This window comes from Brevibacillus fortis, assembly GCF_003013395.1.
Classification (GTDB): domain Bacteria; phylum Bacillota; class Bacilli; order Brevibacillales; family Brevibacillaceae; genus Brevibacillus; species Brevibacillus fortis.
The window spans coordinates 21804-48411 of the sequence record NZ_PXZM01000039.1; the positions used below are offsets into that span (position 1 = coordinate 21804).

General features: G+C 46.9%; 22 protein-coding genes. 20 read left to right on the forward strand and 2 right to left on the reverse strand.

Going from position 1 to position 26608, the window contains the following annotated elements; all coding sequences use genetic code 11:
* The 10 genes from C7R93_RS22985 (at position 1) to C7R93_RS23030 (ending at position 13931) form a co-directional block, all read left to right on the forward strand.
* Complete coding sequence (locus tag C7R93_RS22985) at positions 1–2265, forward strand: cellulose biosynthesis cyclic di-GMP-binding regulatory protein BcsB (protein WP_106840996.1); 2265 nt, start codon at positions 1–3, stop codon at positions 2263–2265.
* A gap of 212 nt (positions 2266–2477) precedes the next feature.
* Positions 2478–2897, forward strand: a complete 420-nt coding sequence (locus tag C7R93_RS22990; protein ID WP_106840997.1) for a response regulator — start codon at positions 2478–2480, stop codon at positions 2895–2897.
* Positions 2894–5098 (forward strand): NAD-dependent epimerase/dehydratase family protein, encoded by a 2205-nt coding sequence (locus C7R93_RS22995; RefSeq protein WP_106840998.1) that lies wholly within the window; start codon positions 2894–2896, stop codon positions 5096–5098. Before C7R93_RS22990 ends, C7R93_RS22995 begins: the two co-directional genes overlap by 4 nt.
* Positions 5091–6092 carry a hypothetical protein gene (locus C7R93_RS23000; RefSeq protein WP_106840999.1) on the forward strand — a complete coding sequence of 334 codons (1002 nt, stop codon included), beginning with the start codon at positions 5091–5093 and terminating at the stop codon, positions 6090–6092. Before C7R93_RS22995 ends, C7R93_RS23000 begins: the two co-directional genes overlap by 8 nt.
* A gap of 2 nt (positions 6093–6094) precedes the next feature.
* Entirely contained in the window at positions 6095–7942 is a 1848-nt protein-coding gene (locus tag C7R93_RS23005; RefSeq protein WP_244191638.1) for a DUF2194 domain-containing protein, read from the forward strand.
* Between the two features lie 3 nt (positions 7943–7945).
* A complete protein-coding gene (pelF, locus tag C7R93_RS23010) occupies positions 7946–9355 on the forward strand; it encodes a GT4 family glycosyltransferase PelF (RefSeq protein ID WP_106841000.1) in 1410 nt (469 codons plus the stop codon).
* Between the two features lie 2 nt (positions 9356–9357).
* A complete protein-coding gene (pelG, locus tag C7R93_RS23015; RefSeq protein ID WP_106841001.1) occupies positions 9358–10758 on the forward strand; it encodes an exopolysaccharide Pel transporter PelG in 1401 nt (466 codons plus the stop codon).
* Positions 10759–10776: 18 nt separating this feature from the next.
* Positions 10777–12498, forward strand: a complete 1722-nt coding sequence (locus tag C7R93_RS23020; protein ID WP_106841002.1) for a CotH kinase family protein — start codon at positions 10777–10779, stop codon at positions 12496–12498.
* Complete coding sequence (locus C7R93_RS23025; protein ID WP_106841003.1) at positions 12495–13229, forward strand: polyphosphate polymerase domain-containing protein; 735 nt, start codon at positions 12495–12497, stop codon at positions 13227–13229. The genes C7R93_RS23020 and C7R93_RS23025 overlap by 4 nt, the downstream gene beginning before the upstream one ends.
* A gap of 21 nt (positions 13230–13250) precedes the next feature.
* A complete protein-coding gene (locus C7R93_RS23030) occupies positions 13251–13931 on the forward strand; it encodes a DUF4956 domain-containing protein (protein WP_106841004.1) in 681 nt (226 codons plus the stop codon).
* 80 nt (positions 13932–14011) lie between these two features.
* On the opposite strand, the gene C7R93_RS23035 is transcribed toward C7R93_RS23030, so the two are convergent.
* The gene (locus C7R93_RS23035; protein ID WP_106841005.1) at positions 14012–15397 is read right to left on the reverse strand and encodes a DUF4832 domain-containing protein; all 1386 of its coding nucleotides are present in this window, start codon (positions 15395–15397) and stop codon (positions 14012–14014) included.
* 27 nt (positions 15398–15424) lie between these two features.
* Positions 15425–16582 (reverse strand): response regulator, encoded by a 1158-nt coding sequence (locus tag C7R93_RS23040; RefSeq protein WP_106841006.1) that lies wholly within the window; start codon positions 16580–16582, stop codon positions 15425–15427.
* A 296-nt stretch (positions 16583–16878) separates the two neighbouring features.
* Between C7R93_RS23040 and C7R93_RS23045 the strand changes: the two genes are divergently transcribed.
* The 10 genes from C7R93_RS23045 (at position 16879) to C7R93_RS23090 (ending at position 26586) form a co-directional block, all read left to right on the forward strand.
* Complete coding sequence (locus tag C7R93_RS23045) at positions 16879–17334, forward strand: prepilin peptidase (protein ID WP_106841007.1); 456 nt, start codon at positions 16879–16881, stop codon at positions 17332–17334.
* Between the two features lie 96 nt (positions 17335–17430).
* On the forward strand, positions 17431–18261 hold the full coding sequence (locus C7R93_RS23050) for a CpaB family protein (protein ID WP_106841008.1): 831 nt from the start codon (positions 17431–17433) through the stop codon (positions 18259–18261).
* 3 nt (positions 18262–18264) lie between these two features.
* Complete coding sequence (locus C7R93_RS23055) at positions 18265–19422, forward strand: CpaE/TadZ family protein (protein WP_106841009.1); 1158 nt, start codon at positions 18265–18267, stop codon at positions 19420–19422.
* A 28-nt stretch (positions 19423–19450) separates the two neighbouring features.
* The gene (locus C7R93_RS23060; RefSeq protein WP_106841010.1) at positions 19451–20839 is read left to right on the forward strand and encodes a TadA family conjugal transfer-associated ATPase; all 1389 of its coding nucleotides are present in this window, start codon (positions 19451–19453) and stop codon (positions 20837–20839) included.
* Positions 20817–21743 carry a type II secretion system F family protein gene (locus tag C7R93_RS23065; RefSeq protein WP_106841011.1) on the forward strand — a complete coding sequence of 309 codons (927 nt, stop codon included), beginning with the start codon at positions 20817–20819 and terminating at the stop codon, positions 21741–21743. Before C7R93_RS23060 ends, C7R93_RS23065 begins: the two co-directional genes overlap by 23 nt.
* Before the next feature lie 4 nt (positions 21744–21747).
* Positions 21748–22683 carry a type II secretion system F family protein gene (locus C7R93_RS23070; protein ID WP_106841012.1) on the forward strand — a complete coding sequence of 312 codons (936 nt, stop codon included), beginning with the start codon at positions 21748–21750 and terminating at the stop codon, positions 22681–22683.
* A 99-nt stretch (positions 22684–22782) separates the two neighbouring features.
* On the forward strand, positions 22783–22995 hold the full coding sequence (locus C7R93_RS23075; protein WP_106841013.1) for a hypothetical protein: 213 nt from the start codon (positions 22783–22785) through the stop codon (positions 22993–22995).
* Between the two features lie 129 nt (positions 22996–23124).
* A complete protein-coding gene (locus tag C7R93_RS23080) occupies positions 23125–24570 on the forward strand; it encodes a vWA domain-containing protein (protein WP_106841014.1) in 1446 nt (481 codons plus the stop codon).
* 30 nt (positions 24571–24600) lie between these two features.
* Positions 24601–25716 carry a hypothetical protein gene (locus C7R93_RS23085; RefSeq protein ID WP_106841015.1) on the forward strand — a complete coding sequence of 372 codons (1116 nt, stop codon included), beginning with the start codon at positions 24601–24603 and terminating at the stop codon, positions 25714–25716.
* 15 nt (positions 25717–25731) lie between these two features.
* Positions 25732–26586 (forward strand): hypothetical protein, encoded by an 855-nt coding sequence (locus tag C7R93_RS23090; RefSeq protein ID WP_106841016.1) that lies wholly within the window; start codon positions 25732–25734, stop codon positions 26584–26586.
* Positions 26587–26608 lie beyond the last annotated feature (22 nt).

Sequence of the window (26608 nt, forward strand, 5' to 3'; positions counted from 1 at the left end):
ATGAAGAGAAACAATTGGAAACCGGCGTTTGCTCTATTGACCGTAACCGCTCTCCTTTTTGGGCAAGGAGTGGGTACGATCTACGCTCAAGGCACGACGGCATCGACACAAGCCGGGGCAACTGCACCATCGGGCCAGGTGATGCGCCCTGCTGTGTTCACCTTTTCAAGCCTGGCCAATCAAGCAAAAACGACATACGCATCCAATGGACTTGACAAGACACCAGGATCCGTTTTGCGTTTTACGAGCGAACCGGTCACATTAGGTGGGGTAACCGAGTCCTTTGATTACTACTACAGTGTTCCGCGTGCAACCATCGGAAGCAACAACTATTTGGAAATCTTATTCAGTCACTCCGAGCTGCTGAACGGCACACGTTCTACTTTGACGGTAAGTGTCGACGACAAGCCGTTGAAAAGCGTGTTTTTAACCAAGGAGACCGCTCAGCAAGGGAAAATCAGAATACCGCTGGGAGCGGACGAGACGGCACTCGGCTTCCACAAGATTACCATCACCAAGCATAGCCAGCTCACCGACAACATTTGCGACGATCAGAACAATCCTGCGAACTGGGTGAAAATCGACAAAAGCTCCTTTGCTTTTCTGGATACACAGGCCGTAACCTCGTCTGTTGATCTGTTGAAGGAGTACCCGGTGCCATTCGTGGAGCCGGGCAATTCGACCGAAGTGTTTACCAAGATCGTCGTTCCTGATGCGGCAGATCAAGATGTGGTAGCAGCCGCGTTGAAGGTAGCCACCTCCTTGTCTGCCCAGACAGCTACCAAACGCCCGATTCCGATCATGACAGAGAGCGAGTGGAAAGCAAAGGGAGAGTTGGGACACGTCATCGCGATCGGCAATCCGGAAGGCTGGACTGGCCCGCTCAAAACACTGGTTGCTTCACAGGGGATTGCGACCAGAGAACAAAAGCTGGGACTCGATTACTATCAATTGAGAGTGAATCAATCTACTGAAGCCAAGCTCTTGCTCTTGGTGTCGAAAGGCAAGGAGACAAGCTTTGCCGAGACGATTCACCTGCTGACAGATAAGGAAATGAACAAGCAGTTGGCAGGGAATCAGCTGGCTGTCAAGCAGGCTCCTAGTGTACAGGCAGCAGAGCAAAGTCTGATTTCTCTCTCCCTGGCTTCAGGCGGATATTCGCATGTTACGCTTGAGCATGGAAACAGCCGCACTCAGCAGGTGAACTTGAAAATTCCGTCCCATTGGAAGATTACCGGGGACGTTACGCTTGATTTGAAATTGAAGATCTCCCCATTGCTCATGCAGCAGTACGAAGGGGAAGAGAAGCCACAGCACCAATTGACTGTAACGGTAAATGGCGTACCTTATACGGTCTTGCTGCAGCAGTTGAAAGCAGTGGACGATAATGATAATTACCGAGTGAGTATTCCTATCTCACAGTCTGTCATCAAAGAGGCGAATCATGCTCTGACAGTCTCTTTCTCGGCTTCGATGGACCTGAAGGGTGATGCGTGCGCGCCTGAGAACAATAAGGGACGCTGGGTTTTTGTAGATAAGGAAAGTGGCTTGAATGTGCCTCACGAGGTACCTGCACATCGCAGCTTCCGGTACTGGCCCGCTCCTTTTGTGCAGGATACAGGAATGAAGGACACCGCCTTCCTGCTGCCGGAAAAATGGACAGGTGAATATTTGTCGCAGTTCTCGATGCTGATGAATGACATGTTGTCGGAGTTAAGCAATCCGAAGGGGAGCTCCTTTGTCATTTTCCAGGAGCCGCTAAACGAGAAGGCCTTGCAAGAGATCGCCTCGTACAACGTGGTTGCGATGGGGGGTATTCAGCAGTACCCGAGTTTGCAGAAGGTTCAGGGGCAGCTCTTGATCAATAAGATCAAGGAGTTGAACCAATACCACGTAATCAACGAGACGAGCCGTTATGTGGCCTGGGTTCAGCCCTCAATCTGGAATCGAGAGCGGACGTTGAGTGTCTTCCAATCTGCAGACGCGAGTCATGCTAGTCAGGGAACCTTTCTTCATGCTGATCTACTTCACTATCTGAAGAATTCCAACGAAGATGGACAAATTGTCGTGATGAGCAAGTCGAACGAGGTTTTCACTATTCAGCTCGAAGATGAAGAAGAGAAACAGACAAAAGGCATAAACGAAGTAGTGGGCAATATCCCGCTCTGGTTAATCGGAGTGATTTTGGCCGTATTCCTGATTGTACTGGTGATCTTTATTCGTTTGTTCAAAAAAGAGAAAGAGAAGGTTCGGCGAAAAAAATAGTGTAAACACATGAAGAAGAACAGGGATAAGTTGCCGTATAGGTATCTGTCCCTGTTCTTTTTTGTCTTTTGTTCAGAAATTGTTGAGATGATCCTAGTAGAATAGGTGAAGCTACGGAATAAGGGTCTTTGTGCCTATGAGAAATGAAAGGTAAGAAGCAACGATTATAGATCGAAAGATAGAGAGAATAGGATGGGAGACAGCGGTTTTGGATGAATAGCATTCTGATTGTTGATGATACAGCGTTTACGAGACATGTGCTGCGCAACATATTTGAGTCGTTAGGACTGCATGTCGTTGCGGAAGCTGATTCGGGAGAGGAGGCTGTTAGAAATTACTGCTTGTATAAACCATCACTCGTCACGATGGATATCACCATGCCTGGCATGAATGGTTTGGCTGCTTCACGCAAAATCATGGAGTTGGACAAGGATGCCAAGATCATTATTTGCTCAGCAGTGTCTAGGCACGATACCGTCATCAAGGCGATTCAGGCAGGTGCGCGGGATTTTATAGCGAAGCCACTGCAGCTGGAGCGAATCGAATGGGCTGTCCAAAAAGTGTTGGGAACAGGGGCAGATGTTAGTCGTGGAGATAGACAGGGGAAACAAATTGCTGAGGTGTTAATATGAAAGCTTTGATCACAGGTGGTTATGGATTCATCGGTTCTTTTGTCGCGGAGAGATTTTATAAGGAAGGCTATAAAGTATTCATCCTTGATGATCTAAGTTCAGGCGATCGGAGTCATATCAAATTTCCTCATCAGTCGTACGTACTGGATGTGGCGGAAAAAAAGTGCGATGAAGTTTTTAAAAGTAACAAGTTTGATGTCGTTGTCCATTTAGCCGCCCAAATTAGTGTTGCTGCATCGATGGAAGACCCTCATCTGGATTCTACTACGAATGTAATCGGACTCGTCAACATGCTGAAACTATCGAGCAAATTTGGCGTGACCAAATTTATTTTTGCGTCCTCCGCAGCCGTTTACGGTATGAATGAAAAAACGCCGCTAACGGAGGAGGCATTGTGTGATCCGGTATCTGTCTATGGGATGAACAAGCTTACGGGAGAAGAGTATTGCCGAAAATGGACCGAACTGTATGGATTACAGACCGTTGTCTTCCGATTGTCTAACGTATATGGTCCGAGACAAAGTGCAAAAGGGGAAGGCGGAGTTGTTTCTACCTTTTTAACGCAAATCAATCATGGGGAAAAAATTATCCTGTTTGGAGACGGAAACCAAACGAGAGATTTCATTTATGTAGAGGATGTAGCCGACGCTATGTTACGTTCCGTGACAGCGGACTATCAAGGTGCCATGAATTTATCGACCAATCAGGAAAGCAGCATTAATGAACTCATTCATATATTGGCACAGAAGCAGCAGTTGAAAGGAATTGTGAGAAAAGATAAACGAGCTGGAGATGTGGACAAGTCTGTTTTGGACAATACGCTCGCGAAGAGAAGACTAGACTGGGTCCCGATGTACTCTTTGGCCGAGGGGTTGGAAAAAACAGCGGAGTGGTATCTAGGCACACTGACGGAAAATGAGAGTGAACAAGAAAGTAAGGCTAAGAAAACGGTCAGCTTGGTACGCTCTTGGGAGATATGGCCATACATCGAGAACGTTCTGGCCTTTCTTATCGTGCTCGCCTTAACAGTTGGATCAGTCGACACCGGCGTGTTTGATCTCAAGCTGATTTATATCGTGTTGATCGGGGCCATTTACGGAACGAAGCAGTCTATCCTTTCTGTGATTTTATCTTGTGCGCTATACATAGGGGAGAGCCTGAACAACGGTCGCGAAATCGTGTCTTTGCTGTATGACGCCAATACTTTGTTCCATGTTGCCGTCTATTTGCTTATCGGGATTGCGGTTGGTTATTCCATCGACAAGCGGAACAGGGATGTCCTATCCAAGGAGATGCAAAAACAAGCAGTCGAAGAAAAGTACGACTTTTTAAAAGATATATACAACGATGTCCTCGTGGTCAAACAAGAACTACAGCAGCAAATCGTGAATTCGGAAGACAGCTTTGGAAAAATCTACAACATCACAAAAGAGCTGGATAGCCTCGAGCCTGAGCGAGTTTTGCAAAAGTCTGTCAAAGTGCTGGAAAGAATCATGAAATCGGATGAGATAGCCATTTATACGATGAATCAAAACGGTTCGTTTTTACGGCTGATGGCGAAATCGAATAAAGCAGGCTTTGATCTCCCACGTTCGTTAAGAATGAGTGAGCATGCCTACTTAACCGAATTGCTTGCAACGAAGAAAATTATCGTGAATAAGGAGCTACGTCACGACATGCCTCTCATGGCAGCGCCCATTTTTGATAATGGAAAAATGGTTGCGTTGGTGTCCTTACAACAACTCGGATTTGAACATTTTACGATGTATACGCAAAACCTGTTTCAAGTAGCCGTTCAATTAATCTCTTCCGCGTTGTCTCGTTCGCTACGTTATCTAAACTCCACCCAGAAGGATCGCTACCTAGAAGAAACCTCCATTTTGAATCCAGTGTATTTTTCAGCAATGTTAAGGAACAAAAGGGACGCCAAGCAACAACTGAACACTGACTTTACACTTTTATCCGTGGATCGATCACAATTGGATCACCATATGTTATCCGCACAAATCGCGAGCTCCCTGCGCGAAGCAGATTACATGGGTATCGACCATGCAGGAGATGTGTATATCATCCTGTCCAATTCGAATGAGCAGGAAGCAAATATTGTGATTGAGAGACTTGGCAGGCTCGGGATCGCGGCTCGGATCGTACAAGAAAAGGACCAAGGACGCTTTGCACTAGAGGATGGCGCATATGCTTAAGTTCGTAATCGTCTATTTACTGGTAGCGGTTGGATATAGCCTGATAAGGAGCGGCAAAAACATACAGGGACTGATTATGCGAATACTTTTTGCTGGCTTCCTCCCTGTTGTGGGTCTTTTGCTAATGATTATTACCGATACGTACAAGCGTACATCCAAAAAGCATGAGGATGAGCTTGCGCTTGAGAGCGAGTTGCTGAATCTGGCGGAGTGCTCCAATATTTTCCGAAGAGCGGATATAGCAAAGGAAATGAACACCGTTCCTGTGGAGGACATTCTGTTTTTGAATGACACGAGCACCCGAAGAAAAATGCTGATCGATGTTTTGAAGGAGCAGACGATTTGGCAGATCGGAACATTGGAGACGGCTTTGCAAAATGAAGATTCAGAAACGGTTCACTACGCTGCTGCTGCCCTAACAGAAATGCGCCGGAATCTTCAGCTTCAGCTACAGGATTTATCCGTGAAATACGAGGAAAACAAGCAGGATCTCGACGTTTTACGAGCGTATGCGCACGTATTGAAGAAATACTTGGACAGCTCGCTTCTCGATCAACGAACGTATGCAAAATATAGCTACACGTATTCATTTGTTTTGGAGTCTTTGCTGGATATTTATCAGGATGAAGAAGGTTACTTTGTGGACAAGATCAACTGTGAGCTTGCCAACTACTCGTATGAGAAGGCTGAGCATTATTGTCAGTTGTTCAAGGAGCACCACCCTGATAGTGAGCAGACATATGTCATGTCTTTAAAATATTTCTACACGATGAGAGATCACGCAGGATTTGTGGCAGAAATGAATCGGTTAAAAAGCTCCGCGGTCAAAGTCTCCCATCCGACACTCATGATGATCCGTTACTGGAGCAATATCGAGATCGAGAAGCAGGACGACATTCCCGAACCACGGGGTGCCATGTATACGGACAATGTTTGGGAGGAAGTGGCTGCTGCCCAACATAAGGGAACGAAATTGAAAGAGAAGAGCGATTGAGAATGAAAAAAGAAAACGATATCCCAGTGAAAAAAAGTATTTATATCATTTTGGCTTTCGTGCTGATTCTGGGGATCACCATAGAAGTAACCCGTTCTCAGTTTATCCTGCAGGTGAGTCGTAATACTTCTGGCGGTTCGGGAGCTAGTGTCAACGAGCCGAAACAAAATGCGATCAGTCAGGAGGAGCTCAGTCAGTTTCCACGGGAAAGATTTCTCATCCTGCACAATCCTCAGGACGAAAGCAGTAATGAAATCACGAAAAACTTCGAGCAAGTGCTGCATTATATGAAAAAGGAGTACGATCTGGCAGATGTGAAGCAGTTTTCTCAACCGGACCCAGCGTATATGACAATCATCGTTACGATAGAAGATCTGGGATTGATAGGCAATCTGGATGGGATGATGCAATATGCTCACAACGGAGGCAGTATTTTCTTTGCACGTACACCGGGTTTCAATGACAGTCTATATCAGATTTATCGAAAATTAGGAATCAATGCAATGAATAGTCCAATAGAGACAAAAGGTATACGGATGACATCGAATCTGTTGATCCAAGGTGAGGATGCAAAAATTGGAGAAGAGCTAGTGTCCAATTTTTCGATTCCTGTAGAGCTGAATAAGCAGAGTAAAGTTCATGCCGTTGCTGCCAACTCGGTGCCATTGCTCTGGGAGTCTGAATACGGACAAGGCAAGTTCATGGTCTACAACGGGTCAAATCTGCAAACGGTGTGGAACAGAGGACTGATTGCAGGTGCGATCAGCGTGATGAATGCGGATTTTATGTACCCGATATTTAACATGAAGATCATGTATATTGACGATTTCCCAGCTCCTTTCCGTCAGGGGAACGATCCGAATATTGATCGTGAGTACAACAAAGATATTCCCGCTTTTTATCGCGATATTTGGTGGCCCGACATGATCAAGTTGGCAGCAGATTACGAGTTAACTTACACGGGAGCCATAATCCATAACTATAACAACCGCGTTATTTCCCCCTTCGCCGACGAGGAAGGAACGGATACGAATAATCTGATTACGTATGGCAGGGATTTGTTGAAGCTGGGAGGCGAGCTGGGCATTCACGGGTATAATCATCAAGCCCTTACCACTGATCAGGAGATATCTGACCTTTACCAGTACATGGCATGGCCAGATGAACATAGTATGAGCGAGTCATTAACGAGCCTAGATGAATCTATCAAAAAGGTATTTCCATCCTATGCGATTCGGGTGTATGTCCCGCCTTCCAACGTATTGGGAGCAGAAGGACGTGAAGCGCTGAAACGTTCATTTCCCGGTATAAAGGCAATTGCATCTCTGTATGGTGAATCCGACGACATTCAGGAGTACATCCAGGAGTTTTCCGTGGCTGAGGATGGAATCGTAGAAATGCCGCGGATTACCTTTGGCTACGGTCATACAGATCTAAGTCATTGGTATATGACAAATGCAATCACGTCTATTGGGGTGTTTTCCCATTTTATTCATCCTGATGACATCTTGGATAAGGACAGAGGCCACGACAAGACATGGCCAGAGTTGTTAGAGGATTTTCAGGTGATGCTGCAAGACGTCTACCAGCAGTATCCATGGCTGCGGAGCCTGACTGCGTCAGAAGGCGGGACAAGCCTTGAAAGCTATGTAGAGACGGATGTGTATGTGAAACGTACAGATAACAAGATTACCGGATATATGAACAATTTCTCCAAGGATATGTATTACATCTTGCGGACCAACAAAAAAATGACCGACCTAAAAAACTGCACCGTAGAAAAAATTGATAAGGGTGTCTATCTCGTTCAAGCAACGGGGGCAAAATTTGAAATAGGACTGGAAGAGTAAGCGATGAAAATTTGTCTGATAGCTGAAGGATCCTACCCTTTTATCACGGGGGGAGTGTCCAGTTGGATACATTCCCTGATTACTAGCATGCCGGAACATGAGTTCATCATCTATGCGATCGGTGCACAAGAGAAAAATAGAGGGAAGTATGTATACCAGCCCCCTGCCAATGTGGTGGAAATCAAAGAAGTATTTCTGGATACCTATCTGAAAGAAGAATCTGCGCCGGGGAAACGTCTGGGTCTTACCGAAGCGGAGCAGCAGGCGTTGCTGTCGTTGCTCGATGGCAGCAGAGGAGACTGGAGTGCGCTTTTTTCCATGTTGGCGGGAAGTAAGGTGTCATCAGTGGCTGAGTTGCTCACCAGCAAGGACTTTTTTGAGGTGATTCAGAGACTGTGCCTGCAAAAATATCCGCAAATTCCATTTACAGAGATGATCTGGATGATTCGATCAATGGTGCTGCCACTTTGTCTCATTATGAAAAATGGCGTGCCGCAAGCAGATTTGTATCACAGTGTTTGTACGGGATATGGCGGGGTTGCTGGGAGCCTTGGCAAGCATCTGTTTTCGAAGCCATTCTTGTTGACGGAGCATGGGATATATACACGTGAGCGGGAAGAGGAGATCATCAAGGCAAACTGGATCAAGGGACATTTCAAAGATATTTGGATTGATTATTTTCATAATCTTTCTGCATGTGCCTACTCGTACGCTGACGAGGTCATCACACTGTTTGAGCGAAACAAGGAAATCCAGATCGAACTGGGATGTGATCCCGCGAAAGTATCTGTGATCCCTAATGGAGTAAAGGTGAATGAGTACGCCTCCATAGCAGAAGAGAAAGCGGATGGGATTCTTACCATTGGCGCTGTAGTCCGCGTTGTACCGATCAAGGATATTAAAACGATGCTGCACAGCTTTGGGGTGGTCAAAGAACTAGTTCCCCATGCACGCTTTATCATCATAGGCCCAGCAGATGAGGACGAAGAGTATTATACGGAATGTCTGCAACTGGTAGACAGCTTGCAATTGGAGGACGTTACTTTCACCGGTGCGGTCAATGTGAAGGCGTATCTCGGGAAAATAGACGTGCTTGTGCTAACCAGCATCAGCGAAGGACAGCCGTTGGTCATTTTGGAGGGGATGGCATGTAAAAAGCCATTCGTGACGACCGACGTGGGTAGCTGTAGGGAATTGCTGTATGGCAATGGCGACAACTACGGGAACGCCGGAATAACAGTGCCGGTCATGCACTTTAATCAAATCGCTCAAGCGATTATCTCGTTGTGTCATAACGAGCCATTGCGACGACGAATGGGCAAAAATGGCTTCGACAGGGTCTCAGCTATTTATACACATGAGAACTTTTTGGCGGGATATCGGAATTTGTATCGGAAATACGAGGTGCTGTAATCATGGCTGGCATTGGCTTTGAACTGAAAAAAATGTTTCGGAATAAAGGGTATTTGTCCAGTGTGAAGGCGTACGCATTTTCATCATTAGTAACGGTCGGCCCGATGATAATTTGTATGGTGATGATCACTGTTCTCCAGCAAGTCCTGCTTCAAATGAATGTCAGTTACCTGGAGCGCATGTCTTTTCTAGCAGCGGTCGTGTATGCATTTGTATTTTCTCTATTGATTACATGTGGCTTTTCGATGGTGATTTCCCGCTATATCGCAGACAAGATTTACTTGAGGGAGTATAACGACATCATTGCCTCTTTGTACGGGGTCATGGCTATTTGCCTGGGGGTGGGTGGAATCCTCGGAGTCGGTTTTTACTGGTTGGCACCCCTGCCGTGGTCCTTCAAGCTTGTCGCCTATCTGCTTTTTGTAGAGCTGATTGTTGTCTGGTTGCAATCTGCCTATTTGTCGGCCTTAAAGGATTACATGCGCATTATCAGAGGGTATGTAGCGGCTGTTGTCGTAACGCTTTTGGTTGCGTTTCTTGTGTTGAATCTGACTGAATGGGAAAAAGGCTTCTCCGTGCTGATTTCTATGAATTTTGGCTTTTTTACCATGATCGTTCTGTCCATGATTCATCTGGAAAGCTATTTTCCGAAACGGGAGAGAAACTACTTTGATTTCTTGAAGTACGTGAAAAAATACCCGAGCCTATTGCTTGTTGGATTCTTTTGTTCTCTCGGTTTCTATGTCCATCATTTCATTTACTGGCTAGCAAGTCCTCTACAGGAGGTTATTGCAGATACTTACGTGATCGCGCCTTTTTATGACGTGCCTGCGTTTTATGCGTCCTTGAGCATACTGCCAACGATGGTCATGTTTGTGGTGTCGGTGGAGACCGCTTTTTACGAAAAGTATCGAACGTATTACGGAACGATACTGGGAACAGGATCCGTGCAAGATATCAAACGGGCAAAAACAGATATGGTGCAAACCTTGATGCAAGAGCTCAGCTTCATGATGGAGGTTCAGTTGTTCTTTTCGTTCATGGCACTGGCGCTGGGAATTACGTTGCTCCCGCACATCGGATTTTCGTCCGAGCAGATTGAACGATTTAACATCCTAGTGATCGCGGGATACTTGTATGCCGTCATGTTTGTGATTGTCCTGTTACTGCTCTATTTTGACGATCGCAAGGGAGCGCTTGGAGTGGCGACACTGTTTCTGATCAGTACAATTGCGATCACCATCGCGATACTTCCTTTAGAAAATTACGGCTTCGCTTTTTTTGTAGCTGCTTTTCTTTCACTTTCTGCTGGCCTCGGCAGGTTGGTTTATTTCTTGAAAAATATAGATTATTACACCTACTGCCTGCAGCCGCTCTTTATTAAAGAAAACAGAATGAAATAGATGATGGGAGGAGTCAGGTTGAAGAAAAAGAGATTCATACTGAGCCTGCTCGCACTAGGAGTTGCCTTGGCTGGTTGTACGCAGGTTTCGCCTGAAGTATCAACACGAGAAAAGCCAGCAGCAACGAGCCAGGTGCAGCAAACGAAGCCGATAAGCGAAGGGCTCGTTGACAATCGGAGTGTTTATGAGCAGGATGTCGACGGGAGTCTCGTCTATTTATATGTAACCGTAGTTAATGAAGAAAACGAGGGGCTGAAAACGACAACCTTTAAGGAAATCAATCAGTCTCCGAATGGCATGAATGAAAAGGGAGAGGATCTCAAAGCCAAGGTCATCATGCAAGAGGGAACAGTGGAAGGTCCGGTTCAAGGATTATTTGGGTACGGGGAAACGAGGGCAAACGGATCGATTGAACTGCGTGGGGAGTCGAGCCGAAAATCTGAACAAAAGTCTTACAAAATACGGCTGTATGACAAGGCTGGATACTGGCGCGATCAGCGAAACATCAACCTGAATAAGCACAAATCTGATTTGACGCGGGTTCGCCAAAAGCTGAGCTTTGATTATTTCGAGCAGATTCCTCACATGACCAGCTTGCGGACACAGTTTGTGAATTTACGAGTCAAGGATTTGACCGGAAAAAATCCTGACAAAGACTTTGTCGATTACGGTTTGTTCACACAGGTTGAGCAACCGAATAAAACATTTTTACAGTCTCATGGATTGGACAGAAACGGGAATTTATACAAGGCGATTAGCTTCGAATTCCATCGTTATGAGGATATTATCAAGCTGGCAACCGATCCTGATTATGACAAAAAAGCATTTGAAACCTTGTTGGAGATAAAGGGAAGTGAAGATCATGAAAAGCTTATTTCCATGCTGGATGATCTCCACAATCCTGCAATCAAGACGACTGACTTTTTGGACAAGCACTTTGATCGGGACAACTATTACACATGGCTGGCATCCAACATTTTGTTTGGGAATGCGGACAATGCCGTACACAACTTTTACTTATACAGTCCCTCGAACTCGACGAAGTGGTATTTCCTGCCTTGGGATTACGACGGATCATGGGGGAAATATGAAGGAAGACTCGAACGTGAACCTGAAAAAGCGATTGCAGACTGGCAATTTGGTTTTTCAACCTACTGGGTTTCCAAGCTATTCAGTCGCGTATTTAAAGATCCTGATAACGTAAAAGCATTGAACGAAAAGGTCGAGGAAGTAAGCAAAATCGTCACGAAGGAGCAAACGGAGAAATATGTGCAGAGTTATTATCCGATTGCCAGCAAATACGTGATGCAGAGGCCTGATTTATATAATTTGCCAGAAGATGTGTCACTTTTTGAGGTGGAATATGCCGCTATTTCCCTTCAACCTGAGCAAAACAAGAAACGGTACTTTGAGCGTCTAGAAAAACCAATGCCATTTTTTATGAGTGAGCCACGAAAAGAAGGGGACATGCTCGTATTTTCTTGGGAGCATTCGTATGACCTGCAAGGGGACGATTTGACCTACGAGTTTGCAGTCAGCTATGATCCTGCCTTCACCAAGAGACATACGGAGGTCAAGGGGCTGACAGGGGTGGAATACAAGATGAAAGCTCCCGGAAAAGGCCGATTCTTTTGGCGAGTGATGGTACGGGATAGTAAGGGGAACACACAGACCTCTTTTGACAAAGTAGAGCCTGCGGATGCCATCTATCACGGGGTGAAGGAGTTTGTTTTGAAATGAAAGGGATCGAGATAACAGGCATCCAGATCGGAAACAAGCGATTGCGCCATGAACTCAAGTATTATCTTCGACTGAGCGAGTATGAGCCGTTGCGGAAAAAGCTTCAGTTGATCACGACACTTGATCATCATTCTGTAGATGATGAGGGGTACCATATTCGCAGCTTGTATTTTGACGATATCCACGATACGGCTCTGCAAGTAAAAAACTACGGCGTTTTCCAACGGAAGAAGTACCGTATTCGCGTTTACAACAAAAGTGACGCTGTCATCAAAATGGAGCGCAAGAGCAAGTTCGGTGGGTACATTTGCAAGGAAGGTGCGTCGATTACGAGGGACGAATACGAGATGATTTTGGCTGGAGAGGTTGAGTTTCTACAAGAGACAGAAAATAGTTTACTTCGAGACTTTTACTTGTCCTGCAAAAATCATCTCTTTCGCCCGCGTGTCATTACGGATTATGTGCGCGAGGCGTATCTCATGAGGGAAGGGAATGTAAGGATTACGTTTGACAAGCAATTGAAGGCCAACGTCAACTCACTTGATATATTCGATAAAGACATCATGATGGTAAATGCAATTCATCAGCCGATGATGATTATGGAAGTAAAATACGATCAATTTTTGCCATTCAGCATCAGACATTTGCTTCAGAAGCTCAGCAATCAGCGATCGGCTATCTCTAAGTATGTCATTTGCAGAGAGGAGACCAAAAAATACTATAATCTTTAGCGTGAGGAGAAGTCTGTATCTATGGAAAATACGATTAATTTTCAAGATATCATCAAAAAAAGCGTGTTGCGGATGGACCAATTCGCCAGCATTTCGTTAATTGATACCGCAATTGGCCTTCTGTTGTCAGGGCTGCTCGGTCTGTTTATCTACTTTGTGTACAAAAAAACGTTTCGCGGTGTCGTCTACACCCACACGTTTAACATCACATTGGTGGCAATGGCCATGCTTACCTGCCTGATCATCATGACGATCAGTACGAACATCGTCCTGTCTTTAGGGATGGTTGGTGCGTTGAGTATTGTGAGATTTCGGACCGCGATCAAAGATCCACTGGACATTGTGTTTATGTTTTGGTCGATTTCGGTGGGGATCGCCACAGGGGCAGGTGTTTACCCTTTATCTATTTTAGGCTCGCTCGTAGTGGCTGCCACCATTTTCGTACTATCGAAAAGACAAATGAGGGATATCGCGTATTTGTTCATTATTAACTACCACGATCAAGCCAACGATGGGGTGAAATACCAGTTGAACAAGTTGAAGTACACATTGAAATCAAAGACGGTCAGCAAAGAAATGGTCGAATTGATTGTAGAAGTAAAAATAAAAGGGGATAATACAGCATTTGTTCAAGACATGTCAGAGGTAGAAGGTGTGAAAAACGTATCGCTGGTCAGCTACGATGGCGACTACGCACCATAAACAAAATGCTTTCGAAATAGTGCGAAAGAGCCCTTTCCGGTACCTTAACGGTTGTCTGAAGGGGCTCTTCTCTATTACGGTTATTCACGCACTTGTACGGTTCCCAACGTATATCGGCCGTCGTCTCTTTTGCCTTCCATAGCAAACTCAATGCCTGGCTCACCAGTAGACGGGTCTAAAATCGCAACAGAAAGGGTGTAATCGCCTTCCGGGAGATCAGCTGGAACCTCCAGGTCTTGCTTCACGTATTTCCTGCCCGGGAGCCATTTTCGGATGTCCTCATCTGTTTTTGTGTGTGCCACGATGTTTCCGTCTTCATCTGCAAGAGACAGTTCGAGAATCCAAGGAAAGTAAAAAGGAGCTACACCTTGGTTTTGCCAATCCATGCTTACAGAAAGATCGTCTCCGGCTTTAACTGTTTCTCTATGCGTTTCTTTGATAAGGGAGAAACGGTAGCCAATCGTATTTAAAAACCGATCCACATATTTTTGATTCTCGCTGTCTTTCGGGAAACGTCCAGGTGTATTGGGACCCACCCAGCTAATATGTGTCGATTTGGCTTGCGAGATCACTTGGCTAATCAAAGGACGCTTGAAATAGTTGCTTAATGATTCGTCAGGAGAAAACTCTCCCCCGCTTGACGCATACTTCCAGAAGTCGGGCATTGCTGGCATCTTTTCTTTCGTTAGCCAAGAGACGTAGCCTTCTTGTATCCAAGAAATGTAGCTCTTCGTGTCCTCTTTGTTGCCAAACACGTCATTATAAAGGCCCATTCGATACTTGCCAGCGATTGGGTGTGGTCTTCGCATCAGTAGCATGTTATCAGGGAAGTTTTCCAAATACGGCTGCACGTACTGATCGCTGATTTTTAATTTAGGGAAAGGAATAGACGTGTTCGTGTGCCACTCTCCCCAGTGTCCGATGCTGCCGAGCTGTATGAATGCGATTCGTGGGTCGTCCTTATAACGTTCCCCGAGCGCATGTATTAATTTTCGATGGTACATGATGAGTTCGGGATTACTATAATTGGGGCTGAATCCTTTGCCGTGACCATTTTCATACCACTCACCGTCACCATCAAGTTCTTCATACAGCCAATCTGGTATCTCCATGTCCGCTTCTTCATCATCGGGGTCATCTAGTACGAGACGGATAATAAATTTTACGTCTTTCTCTCCCCATTCTTCAAAACGAATGTAATCTTCGACCTTCTCGAAGTCATATTCGCCTTTGGCTGGTTCAAGCATTCTCCAGGTAATATTGGCATGGACAAGGGTGTGTTCTTGCTCAATGCTGTTTGAACGTGAACTTGGAGCCAGTCCCATGTACGGGTTTCGCAACACATCTTGGGTTGGCTTCGGATAATACGTAACCGTTGCATAACTAGAGGCAACGGCAGAGGAAGACAGCATTGAAATAGCAGTAAGGAGAATGGCCATGCACAGGCTGAACAGCTTACTCTTCATGTATGCCTCCTTGTTGAGAGCGATAGCTTAAAGCTGTTTATGTTCAGTCTCTTGTTTCCAGGCGTGATACCATGACGTGATATGTACATTCACTGCGGAATCGAGCTCCTGCTCCCAGCGGGTGGTCAGAAGCATGTACTGCTCTTCTACAGCCGCATGATCGTCCAAGGATGCGTACAACTGCATCAGGATCATGTAGATGTCCTCTTCAAGCGGGTGCAAATGCTGAATGCGCTGATTGACGTTGATTGCTTCTTGTACTCTGCCGTGGCCCAAATAGAAGCTGCTCATTGTTTTCGCGAGCTGCAGCCACATTCTGCGGAGTCTTTCCCGCTCATACTCAGCCCACAAATAGTCGTAATCTCCGAAGTAATCGCCTGTGTACGCAACGAGCACTTGTTCATACTCCTCCATACTGGAAAGAGAGAGCGGAGGCAATTTTCGCAACCGATTTTCCCATTCTTCCACATCGATCGCGGCTGAATCGATCGTCAGCTTATAGCCGCCTTCTAAATTGCCCTTGTTGATAGATATCGTTTGGAGACCATAGCGTTTCAAGGTTTGTCGGATGAGGTAAATCGTCGTGTATAGCTGGGTTACGCCTTTGCTTCCATCATAGTCCGGCCACAAAAGCTCGATAAGCGAATCTTTGTCGATCATCTTGTTGCGGTGATGCAATAAATACGCAAACAGCTCGCGGGCTTTATTCGTCCGCCACTTGATCTCTTGTGGCTCCTGATTCGGTTGGTGAAACAAAATACTATTGAAGCATTGGATGGAAACGACGGATTCTTCTTTAACAGGCGCTGCTTCTTGAGCGGACTTGATTCTCTCGCGCAGACGGTCCATTGTCTTTTGCAAGCGTTGGAGTTGTACGGGCTTCATGATGTAATCCAGCGCGCACAGCTCAAAAGCATCAACGGCGTACTTATCGTACCCTGTGACAAAAACGATCTCCGGGGAGTTATCGATTTCTTGCAGACGTTCTCCGATCTCTAGACCACTGATGCGCGGCATATTAATATCTAAAAATACGACATCTGGTTGAAGGGATATTGCTTGGTCGATCGCTTCGAGAGGATTGGTGTAGGCTCCGACTACCTTAACGCCGCCAACATCTTTTTCCAGCAATCGTTGCAGATGCATCAAGGGTAGTTGCTCGTCGTCTACCAATAAGGCTCTCATCCACTGTCTCTCCTTCAAAAAACGATAAAATGCAACAGATTGTCTTGCGAATCAAATTTTTCCATACTCTCTACTCTATCATCAAAAGAGAGGTTATCCAAACGTTTACAGTGGAAGGAAATGTGAATTTTTAGGCAAGAGAAGGAAAAATGTCCCGTGCGAAAAACTTGAGAACAAGGTAATGATAGCGTTTTTATAAATAATTATCCAAAAAAATTGGATATTTTTGCAACAAAATTACCTAATGGACAGTCTGTAATGGTGAAATTTTCCTCAAAAAGCAGGAAGGAGGACATATGGTGTTATCTTGGTATGTCATCATTCCCATTCTTTTCGTAATGGCAGTCGCTATGTATACTGACCTACGCCGTCGTCTTATTTACGACTGGCTGACGATTCCAGGAATTGTGTATTTTCTCGTTTTGCATGCGTACCTTCATCCAGAAAAATGGCTGACTTATGCGATGGGCGTTATTGTGCTGGGAGGAATTTCATTGCTCATGGCGGTGATCAGCAACGGTCAGATGGGCGGAGGAGATATTAAGCTGCTCGCATTGGTTGGTGCAGCGGTTGGATGGCAAGCGGGGTTGGTCGTGATTATGCTTACGTATTTGCTTGCGGGAGTCAGTGTGCTTCCCATGTGGGCCATCGCCAAAATGACAGGCAGGATGAAGCTTGGGCAAGAGATCCCGTTGGCGCCATTTGTCGCGGGTGGGACCAGTCTCATGCTGGTCATGGTCATGTATTACTAGTGCTTTTCTCATAAGTTGGTCGATTCGCAATCTTGGCAACAAAACGACAAAGTATGAACATGAATGGATTTTTCGAAAAAGAGAGGGAATCTTCAGATGTTGGAATCAAAACGTAGGGCAATCATTTTCCTTGTACTATCGTTCCTACTTGCTGCACTTGCGGGCTTTCTGTTTCTGCAAAAAATCAAGGATTTGAACGCGCAACTGGGTGAAATGGTGGAAATATACGAAGCAAATGCAGATATTCCATCTCGGGCACTAATACAACCCGACCAACTGACGGTAAGGGAAATCCCTAAAAAGTATGCGGATGATTCGTATGTCATCGATAAAGGCAGTTTGAAAAATCAAGTCACGATCGTTCCCCTGTCAAAGGGAGACATCATCACGAAAAATATCATGAAGCCAGCCAATGTCGTACGGGACCAGAACAACAGGCTCGTGACGGTGTTTTCATCGAGCAATGTCGTCTTCGACCAGGAGCTGGAGGCGCTAGACCGGGTGGACATCATCATTTCGTATGAGGTGAACGGGAAGCCCGTGACGGAAGTGTTCATGAAAGACGTGCCAGTCGCCATGGTGGCAAAATCGGAGAACAGCTTCAAGGGGGTAGCTCTCGAGCTGCCGTTCGAGGAAGCGCCGAAATTCATTCACCAGCAGCATTATGCCCAGATGGTTCGCATTTTGAAAGCAAATGTGGGCAAAGGAGACTTGGGTATTCCCGATCCGTTTGTGGAGCCCAAGCCGGAACAGACAAAACCGCCTGGCAAACCTGCTGAAGTGAAGCCTGCGACACGGCCTGTCACACCATCCGCAGCAGGGCAACCGGCAGTACAGAAACCACTGGCAGTTCCGGCCCAGCCACAAGCGAAACCAACTTCGGTACCACCGCAGCCAACTAATCAACCACCGAAGACCGGAGGGTAAGTCATGAACAAAGATATGAAGATTCTCGTCGTTGCGGATTACGACTCTGTAAAGGACATGCTGAGAGATATTCTGACTCCGTATGAGCAAGTACGCTACACGACTTCCATCGAAGTGAAAAAAGAAATTGACCGGATTGGACCCGATGTCGTTTTGCTTGTGCAGCCGGAAGACGGAGCAGGAGTAGAGCTGGTGCAGTACATACAAGGCGAGCTCCCGGAGGGCATCCTTATTTATCTCACGGAAAGACAGGACTTTGTTCTGCTGCGAGATGTTGTCCGCGCGGGTGCGGTGGAATACATCGTGATACCTGATGAGCTCAACCTGTTGTCCGATCGTCTCGACAAAATATCAGATTTGTCCCAGATCAAACAGAGAAAAAAGGGCACGGATGCATCTGGTAAAGCTTTCGTGCGTGGTCGCGGAAAGGTGTACTCCTTTTACAGTGGAAAAGGGGGAAGCGGACGCACTCAACTGGCAACGGGCTTTGCGCAAGCGTTGAAGCTGGAATCTACGGCCAGTGTGCTGCTCATCGATCTCAATCTCCAATACGGTGGAATAGAAACCTTCTTGTCTTTTGACAACAACCGTACGTTGGGCGATCTCATGCCGGTTATGGACGAAATCAACGAATTCCATATTCGCAACGTGGCCCAGAGGGAGAACCATTCCAAGCTGGAGGTGCTCGTCAGCCCGCGTGATGCCGAGACGGCGGAGAATATGTCCGAGGCATTTGTCACCAGGTTAATCCGCGCTAGTCGCCGCAGTTATGACTTTGTGATTATTGACCTGCCAACGCATATGAACGAGCTTACTTTTGCCGCTTTGTCAGAGTCTGACATGATTTATTACGTGATGAATCTGGACACACCGTCCGTTCAAATTTACCGACTCGTGGAAGACTTGTTCAGCCGTCTGCGAATTGACACGGCAGGCAGGCTCGAAGTGGTCGTCAACCAGGTGGGAAGGGATAACGAGCTGAATGTGTCTGATTTGAAAGGGTTATTCAGCGCACCGATTACTGCTGAAATCAGCAGAGATCATCAAGGGGTGCAAGCGGCTGTCAATCAAGGCCGACCGTTGCAAAAGGAAGCGAATGAGAAGAAGCTCTCTCCTGCTGCGAAAGACATCCGGAAATGGGTACTCAAGAAACTGTCATAAAGAGCAAGTTCAAAAAGGTGGGAGTTAGATGGCTTTATTCCGACGAAAGCAAGAGCAGACAGCGCCAGGGGATGAGGCAAAGCAGACGACACTCTCTGCCACATTAGCAGCTCCTTCCTTCAATCCGTACATCGACGAGCTGGCTGAGCACTACAAGACCCGACTCTTGCGGGAGACCAATTTGGAGAGATTGACCAGTCTTCGTTCAGATGAGATGCGTCTCGCAATCGAACGTCTCGTCTCCCAATACATGTCGGAAGAGAAAGTAGTCATTCCGCGAAATGAAAAGGACATCCTGCTGACTCGTCTGATCAATGAATCGGTGGGGCTTGGCCCACTTGAACCGCTGCTCGCCGATCCGGAAATCACGGAGATCTCGATTAACGGACACAACCTGGTATACGTCGAGAAGCGAGGAAGGCTTGAATTAACCGATTTAAAATTTCGTGACGAGGAACATTTGCGGCATATCGTGGACAGGATTGTGGCACCGCTTGGCCGACGAATCGATGAAAGCTCGCCGATGGTCGACGCCCGTCTGAAGGATGGAAGCCGCGTGAATGCCGTTATCCCTCCGATCAGTCTCAATGGCACACTCGTTTCGATCCGTAAATTTCGTAAAGAGCCTTTCTTGATGGATGAACTGATGCAATTCGGTTCTTTCAGTGAAGCGATGTCTCAGTTCATTCAAGCCGTGGTGGAAGCCAAAATGAACGTGCTGATCTCCGGCGGTACCGGTAGTGGTAAGACGACGCTGCTGAATGCGACAGCAAAAGCTATTCCCCACTATGAACGTGTCATAACCATTGAGGATTCAGCCGAGTTGAAGCTGACACACCCCAACTGTATTGGGATGGAGGCACGTCCACCCAACATGGAGGGAACAGGGGAAGTCACGATCCGGCAGCTTGTGCGAAACTCCCTGCGGATGAGGCCAGACCGAATCATCGTAGGGGAGGTACGGGGTGCAGAGGCGTTCGATATGCTGCAGGCAATGAATACCGGACATGAAGGATCGCTTACCACCGTTCACGCCAACTCGCCACAGGATGCCTTCAACCGTTTGGAAGGGATGGTCGTCATGGCCGGGATGGATTTGCCCTCCACGATTGTCCGTGAATATATCGTCAGTGCGCTGGATATCATCGTCCAGGTCACACGCTTGTCTGACGGAACACGTAAAATCGTTTCCATTTCGGAAGTAGCAAAAACCGAAGACAAACGGGTGGAGGTCAACGAGATTTTTCGTTTCCAACGGAAGGGGATCGGCGCGAAAGGGGAAGTGCTTGGATGCTTTACGGCAACCGGGCTAATCCCGCGGTGCTTGGAGAGGCTCCAAGTATTTGGAATCCATCTGGATGAATCTTCATTCAGGGCGGAAGGAGGGAAGCAGCGTGACCATGCCTATTCTGTTTAGTCTCGCGGTGTTGTTTGGCATATGGGGCATCTACGAGTATCTAGGTTATCGGGCCAAGAAGACCGAATGGAAAAAGAAAGCGGAAGAATGGTTCGAGGTAAAGGGAAAACGAAAAAGCGTCGTCATCGTTTGGGGAGACAAATTTGACCAGACGCCCTATGCCAAAGAAATCCAAAAAAAGCTGATCAAAGCGAACTTCCCGCTTGCTCCCTCGGAGTTTTACGGAATTTTGATCGTAGGTACCATGGGGCTCGCCTTCTTGTTCAGTAACGTTGTGAATATTTCTTTTCCTTTTAACATCATGATCGGTGCAGTGGTGATGTATCTCATACAGAACGTGCTGTTCTTTGTCCGACGCAACAAGTACCAGGAACGATTGAATGAACAGCTGTCCGAAGTGTGCCGCCTTTTGGCCAACTCGCTACGCGCAGGTCTTACGCTCTCGCAGGGGATCTCACTGGTAGCCAAGGAAATGAATTATCCCGCTGGTGATGAGTTTAGCCGCATGGCGCGTGAGCTGCAACTAGGCGTCAGCTTTGACCGGGCGCTCTCTGACATGGAAAAACGAATACCGACGCGAGAATTTCGTATCTTTTCTGCTACGCTCTTGATTCAAAGGCGCGCAGGGGGGAATTTGAGCCAGGTGCTGCAAGAAATGGCGGAGACATTGGAGGATCGCCGCATCGTGAATCAGGAAATCAAGACGATGACGGCGGAACAGCGATACGTCTCTATCTTGGTGCCGATCATGCCAATTGCCCTGGTGCTGATGATGAACATGATGAACAAAGGCTTCATTGATCCGCTGTTTTCCGGATTTGGTCTTTTTCTTCTGGGGTTGTTTGTAATCGGAACTCTCTTGTCCTATATCCTCGTAAAGAAAGTGACCAACATAAAGGTGTGAAAACATGGATGCTCTCATAATCACATGCGTGTTCTTGTTTCTGTTGCTGTTTGCGATCTGTCTGAAGGAGTGGTATCGCTACTCCATCGAGAAGCAAAAGCTGCTCGCACATGTCCATGAGATGAGCGGGCACAAAAACTACGGTGTGCGCAAGCAGGAAACTTCATCCGAGCGTCTGGTCAAACGATTGCTTCGGTATGGAGACGACTATGCTGTCATGGGGCAGCGCATCAACTTTTTCAGTGAGTCGCATGAGGTCGAGGATTGGTTGCTGAAGGCTGGGCGTCCACTAGATTTGACCGTCGCCCAATTCCAAGGAGTCAAAATTTTCATGGCTCTCCTCGGCATTATTGCTGGCACGCTGTTTTTTATACTCGGCTTTCCATTATCGCATCTAGGCTTGATCGCCTGGCCGTTGGTTGGCTACTTTTTACCCATCCTGCTGTTGAAGAAAAAAGCGCGCGATCGCCAACATCAGCTTCGTTATGATCTGCCTGAATTTCTTGACACGGTAAGCGTGACCTTGCAGGCGGGGGTGAGTCTTGATCAGGCTTTGCGCGAAGTCATCAAGTTTTTTGATGGGCCGATTCGAGAAGAGTTTTCCCGATTCAATCAAGAGCTGGATCTCGGTGTGCAGAGGGAAAAGGCGTATGAACAATTGCTGCGACGCAACGACAATCCGGAGTTTCAAATGCTGATCAAAGCGCTCATTCAGGGGATGCGCCTGGGGGTGCCGATTGCCGTCACGTTCAAAGCACAGGCAGAAAACATGCGGAGAATCCGCAAAGAGCTGATCAAGGAAAAGGCGGCCAAGGCGTCGCCAAAGGTAACCCTGATCACCACGTTTGTCGTGACTCCTACAGCGATTATCCTGATTGGCGGTTTGATGGTATTGAATATTTTGGAGAACTTCAGCTTGTTCTCCGACATCATGCCATGATCCATGGCTTCACTTTTAGGAGGTGATGCCCGTCAGCGAGATGGGAGTGCACAGTTCTTTATTTATTATTCATCCAAATAATGAGGGAGTAGATGTTTCATGAAAAGCATGATGCTGAAATGGTATGCAAAAGGTCAAGGAGCACTGGGAAATGAAAGAGGAGCGCAAGCAATTGAGTGGATCGCATTGGCGGGTGTGGTGATCGCTGTGTTTGGAGCGGTGATTACTTACTTTAATGGGAACCCGGCACTCGTCGGAGAATCAATTGGGGATACGCTTAGCAATATCATCAAAAAATTAGACGGAAATTAATCATCCATTGAATGCTTTTTTGGTGATGAGCATATGGAAAAGAGGTGGTGAAGGAATGTTTCTTCACCACCTGAAACATACGACGCTTCATACATAGCAAGTCAAAATCAAGCAGGAGGTAGCACTTTGATGAGACTCGTGAAGGGAATAATTGCAGTGATCCTCCTGTCGAGCCTGTTAACGGCGTGTTCGCAAGAGGCGGACAATCAACCGGAGACTTCCCAGAACACAGAGGGGCAAAATCCTTCTGTTCCACCAAGCACGGAAACACCGCCTTCGCAAAGCCAACCGCCAGACCAAACAGGAGAAACAAATGCCGAGCTAACGCGAGAAGAAAAAGTAAAGACGCTGGAGGCATTGGCACAGGAAGGAATTCCGCTAAAGCGGGAAACGACAGAGGACTTCGTCAATTCGCTGCCAGGACGTTTTTCTGGGATTTCGTATGACAGCAACAGAGAAGAAGTATTGCCTGAACTTAAAAAGTTCCCTACGGTTGAAAACCCGGATGAAGAGATGGTTAACAAGTACCACCTTGCCTTGTTGGGGTTGTTTGCTCAAAGCTATCCTGATCCGCAACAGATGATGGATGAACTGAAAATGGCCTCATTTGGCAATCCGGACATCGATGATCCGCGGTTCAAGTTCAAGGAAAGCTACAATGTGGAGATTATCCTGGACGCGAGTGGCAGTATGGCGGCAAAATCGGGCGGCAAGATGAGGATGGATGCGGCCAAAGAAGCGATTCAAGCCTTTGCTGAATCTTTGCCGAAACAGGCGAATGTCGCTCTGCGCGTATACGGACACAAGGGCAGCGGGAAAGAGTCGGATAAAGCACTGTCTTGCGGCAGCAGTGAACTGGTATACGGGATGCAGCCTTATAACAAAGAAAAACTGCAGCAATCCTTGAATCAGTTCCAACCTACCGGATACACACCGATTGCCTACTCCTTGCTGGAAGCGAAAAAGGATTTAAGCAAATTGCCTGGAGATAAGAACACCAATATGATCTTCCTCGTCAGTGACGGAATCGAAACATGCGATGGTGACCCAGCCGAAGCTGCCAAACAGTTGGCCCAATCAGAGATTACGCCGATTATTAACGTGATTGGATTTGGTGTAGACGGTCCGGGGCAGCAGCAGTTGAAAGAAGTCGCGAAGGCAGCGGGAGGCCGCTATGTTCTGATTCAAGATCAGAAGGAGCTACAAGAAGAATTCAATCGTGGGAAAGAAATCGCGAACAAGTGGAAAGAGTGGAAAGCCAATGCATCCCATCAAGCTGTATCCACTCGTAGTTCTCGATCGATCGACATTAGTCACTTTGCTTTGAAATGGAGCCGTATCGCCAAACGGGAAAATCATGATCTAACATCTGTAATCATGACCATGGATGCAAACAACATGATTTCAGATGAGTTCGCCGATCAGCTGCGAAAGTTGAACGATGAGCAGCTGGAAATCGCGCAGAAAAAGGCAGATGAACTGGAGCAATTCCTGGATACTTTGAACGAGAAATCCTATAAGGAAGCCGTGGATGCGATCAACCAGAAGTTTGCACAACATACGAAAACGAATTAGAGACGAAATCTCCAAAAGGAGGTTTGTGAAGTGAGGAAATGGTTAAGAGGCCCAATGGCAGCGGCAACATTCGCTTTTCTGATTCTTATGATGAATCTGTTTCCGCTGGTGGGCCTAGCAGCTTCCATTCAGTATCAAGGGCTGCAATATGAGGCCCCAAAGTGGGATCAACCGAATCTGGAGTCGCCAGAATGGGAGCAGCTCAACCCACAAGCCCCGCAGTGGAAACAAATAAACCCGCAGGCTCCTGATTGGGAAAATTTGAACCCGCAGGCGCCGAACTGGGATCGGATAAATCCGCAGGCACCTGATTTACAGGGACCAAGCGTCAATCATTCGAATCCGCAAGCGCCAAATGCAACTGCACCTGTACCGAATGTACAGATGCCTGCTTCGCAGAAGCCCGGCGTCGATCCAGATAGCCCGAAGCCGATGACAGAGACGCTGGAATACGGTGCCGTCAAATGGACGTTCAAGGACGTCATGGGCGGAACGGTGAAATACAGCGCTGATTTGCTCATGAATGGCGAAGTAGACATGGCGGCGGGACTTCGTGGCAAAGCCTTGTTTTTGGGAGATCTGGCGATAAAGGGCCTTGATCTGGCCTTCAAAAATACGCCGTATGTAAACACGGTAACCGGCTTGGGTGTCGATTCACTTGACGGGATGAACGCGTGGGCCAACTATCAGTTTGTGTTGGCGCAACTGCCGAATAACAGTTTTCGGGATATTTTCCAAGGCGGTCAGCTCACGAATTCAGCAAATCCATCCGGCGTCAGAATGCCGGGGATTGTGAAAGGCTTAAATGTTGGCGTAGCCGCAATCAGCCTTCCATTTGACATCATGGATACCTTTGGAAGTTTTAGCACTGCATTTGATCCGAGCCAGAGTGAAGCCACGCAAAATGATAAATTCGTGGATGGCGCCGGTAATTTCGGCAGTGTGCTGATGGATGCAGGGGTCATTGCGTCCGTCATACCGGGTGGGCAGGCGGTAGGTGGTGTGCTTGTAGTCACTGGTGCGGTTTTGTGGGGATTGAGTAAACTCGTGAAGTACGCTGACAAGCTAGCCGGAGGAGCGATTACCCGTGGAATCCGGGATGGGGTCGGAAAAGCTGTTGGTTGGGTGAAATCCTTATTTGCGTAACGGAGGTCCTTGCTTATGAAAGTCGTAAATACACCACAGGTTCAGGCTCAGATCGAGCGGAATAAGCGTTTTTTAGAGAGGACGGAGCTGTATAATTACCCAGCCTACGTAGACGGAGAATATTACTACCATGTAGCGTACTGGAGATGGGGGAAAAAAGACGCTGTCGGGTACTTGGTGCTGCGACCGAATGGTGACGTGGTTCGCCGCAAGGAAGCAGACCCCGTGGTAAAACTGTTTTTGGTGCATGCACATGCGGGGCGCAAGATTAAAAACAATCTGGCCATTGATAAAGAGAAGCCGATTGAAATGTACGAGCAAAAATACGAGTTTCTGAACGCACTGCTGCCCAGCTACCAGGATAAGATGGATACTGTGATTCGGCAAGATGCAGAGAAGCTTATCGACGTTTGCAAAACCATGATGGAAAGCCGGGAGCAACTGCGTGCCATTTATGATCGAGGGATGGATCTGCTCAATCAATTCTTCGCGCGCAACTACGTCATTGCGGGAGAAGAAACGGCATTACGGGATGTTTTATTTGAATCCGACTACATTTTGTATGATCGCATTCGCAAGCAGGTGCTGATCAAAGACTCGGTGGACCGCCTTTATCAGTTTTTCCAATCCAATCGTGTAGAACTGGATCGGGTACAGGAGCAGAAACGAAAAAAGCTGCACGACTTGCTCTCTGTATACAAAGACAAAACGCTGCGAAATATTGCCGATGAATCTGTGAAAAGCTTTGAGACGCATACGACAGGGAAACATGAATCTTTCCGTTCGGTTGAACAGTTGCGGGAAGCCCACGAGAAGCTGAATATGACCATCTTGGAAAACGGGCTGATGGATAAACTGAGAAACCCTTAACAGGAAAGGTGAGAGAAACCCA